Raw genomic sequence first — 2,838 nt, forward strand, 5'->3', positions numbered from 1 at the left:
ATGGGGTACTAGATAAAAAAAATTTAGGTTTTACTGCTAATCAAGGAGACCTCTTCTTAAACGCAATGGGTATAGCAGAAGATTTACAAGAACAATTTTTTGATGGACAGACGGTATTAATTTATAGAGAAATGGTGACTAAAAATAGACCTGAAGTTATTCAATACTTGGGTGAATTAATAATGCTTAACGAAGTAATGGATTCCACAGCCACCGCCAAATGGAATAAATATCATATTAGATGAAATCATTTAGATGAAATTTAAATTAATCCAACAAATTAAGTTCAAATAAACGTTTCAAAAAATCTGCCCTATTTGGGGTAGTGTAATCCCGCAGCAAAGTTCAATTAAACGATGAACAAAAACTAAATTTTCAATATTTTTAGGGTATATGGGTCAAAGGTTAGAAAGATTGAGGGACAAGCTGAAGCGGCAGGACTGGATGGCGGTCACAATAGAGCTTTTGATCGTCATCCTCGGTATCACCATAGCCTACCAGCTGAACAATTATCAGCAAAGATCCGAGGCGAACGAGGCCCAGGAAACACTTAAGGAAAAGCTAAGGCTCGAGAACGATCAGAACCTAGCTTCTTTTAACGAAATATCCGAACTGGCCGAACGGACCCCAAAGTCCCTTGGCCTATATGTGCAGTATCTGGACAGCCTATCGGCAAACCGGCCCATCGCCATGGATGGCAACCCATCTGCAGAACGACGCTATTTCCAACGGGCCGTATCGTCCTTTTCCTATGCCATAAAGGACCAGCACCTGAACGCCTATCTGGCAACATCGCCGGACATCCGGGAAAGCGAGCTTGCGGCGGAACTGCTCAGCCTGGAATCGAATTTCGGGGATCTGAGGCAGGTCCGTGCCCTGCTCCTTGACTACCGGATCAATTACATCTGGGAATATACCGACCGGGGCTATGACCGCGATGAGGGTATCATTGACTCCGAGGTGATGACGGACAATATTATTAGGAACAGGCTCTTCAAGCTATCGAACATCGAATCCGAACACCTTTACCTGTTTTCGTTGGCGGTACGACAGATGGAACGGGTGGATTCTCTGTTGGTCAAAGATTAAAGTACTATGCATATATTTTTATCGTAAACCGAAAACACATTATCCAATATCATGAAACATTATTTTTTTCCGATTCTATGTTCCATCTTGGCCCCTATCGTTTGCCGTTCCCAAGAGTACCAATGTGACTGTAAGGAAAATCTCGATTCATTGATATTAAAAACGGAACGTAACTATGCCGGGTTTCAGGCCAAGGTCGGAGAAGGCACCAAGGATGCCTATAATAAACTGGTGATGGAAACGAGGGAAAATGCCGCGACAACGCAAGATGCCAAGGAATGTTTCCATATCATGGAAAAATACGTGAAATATTTTAGGGACAAGCACTTCGGCCTTGCCTATAGGAACCCGAAGGATTTCGACAGTACGGTGGTAAAGCCGCCACGGAAAAATATACGGCAAGCTTTGAAAGGGGATAACAGGAATACCGTTTTGGGAAAGTACATGAACCCCGACAGCACTGTGGTTGTCTCCATAGTGCCCGATGGGAAGGGCAATTTCCGGGCCCTAAAGGAATATTCCTCTATCGATGATTTTCCAAAGGGCTTTGTCTACTTTACGCTTACCGGACACGGCGATCGGTTCGAGGTGATGGAGTACAATACTTTCATGAGCACGGACATTCCCGCCAAATTGGTAGGCAACCTTCTGCACCTATGGAACTTCTCGACCTGGGGGAGGATAGCCCCCTTGAGGATGAATTCCGACGAAAGGTCCGAGCTATCGACATGGAAGGACTATAACTTTGGACTGGACTTCAAAAAACTGGACGGGGAAACCGCCTATCTGAAGATACCCTCCTTTACCAGGGACGATATGGTACAGCGCCTCATAGCTGGGAACGATTCCGTGATAAGGAGCACGAAAAACCTGATCATAGACCTTACGCTCAACGGCGGGGGCTCAACGGGCTGGGTCTACTTCCTCCCCTATGCCATGACCGCCCCCGTTACCCAGGAAGACACTTATCTGCGGGTGTCCCCGGACAACCTGCCGCAGGCCCTTGCTGACCTAAAACCGTTCGCTACCGGCCCTGTCCCCGAGGGCTACGAGAAATATTTTCCGGAAAGTACGGTCCGGGCATACAGGAAGGCATATTCCGAGCTTCCCGAAACAAAAAAGGAGTTTTATCCGCTTCCGGGCGTCACCTTTCCATTGGACTCCGTAACAAAGAACCCCCGGAGGGTATCCGTCATTTATGACGATTTCGGCGGGAGCTCCACCGAATATTTTTTCCACCTTTCACGTCAGTGCGGAAAGATAACCAGCTACGGGACCAATACTTTGGGGATGATGGATTATGCCGGGGCATCGGTACCGACACCCTTGCCATATGAAAATTTTATCCTCAAAATACCCACCGTGAGGTCAAGTTGGACAGCGGAACATCCCATAGACCGGACCGGTTTTGCACCCGACGTACCGCTCGGGCAGCCACAGGCCGAATGGGTGGATATGATAATGCGAGATTTAAAGGTGGATTGATTTTATGTGTTTGGTCGTGTTAGGAAGTTCAATCAAAATAAATTAATCCTTATTTTCGATTATCACTTTCGAAAGTTCAAATAAACGATAAATATAAGATTATTGGAAAGCGTGTTGAGTAAGGACGTTGTTAAGATTTTAGAAGGAGCATTTGCAAAGAATGAATCCGTCTTTCTTCACGAATTATTATGGACCATTGATGCCAAACATCGCTTGATTCTAAATCTTGATGAAATTAATTCTGCTATAGATTTGATTGGGGGT

General features: G+C 45.6%; 3 protein-coding genes. All 3 read left to right on the forward strand.

Annotated elements, in window-relative coordinates; all coding sequences use genetic code 11:
• The coding region (locus tag ACEW8S_RS12560; protein WP_373518491.1) for a hypothetical protein at positions 1-245 on the forward strand (245 nt) is incomplete at its 5' end.
• A 148-nt stretch (positions 246-393) separates the two neighbouring features.
• Positions 394-1,089 carry a hypothetical protein gene (locus ACEW8S_RS12565; RefSeq protein WP_373518492.1) on the forward strand — a complete coding sequence of 232 codons (696 nt, stop codon included), beginning with the start codon at positions 394-396 and terminating at the stop codon, positions 1,087-1,089.
• A 51-nt stretch (positions 1,090-1,140) separates the two neighbouring features.
• Positions 1,141-2,574, forward strand: a complete 1,434-nt coding sequence (locus tag ACEW8S_RS12570; protein ID WP_373518493.1) for a S41 family peptidase — start codon at positions 1,141-1,143, stop codon at positions 2,572-2,574.
• Positions 2,575-2,838 lie beyond the last annotated feature (264 nt).

The sequence above is a fragment of the Pricia sp. genome, from assembly GCF_041745955.1.
Classification (GTDB): Bacteria; Bacteroidota; Bacteroidia; order Flavobacteriales; family Flavobacteriaceae; genus Pricia.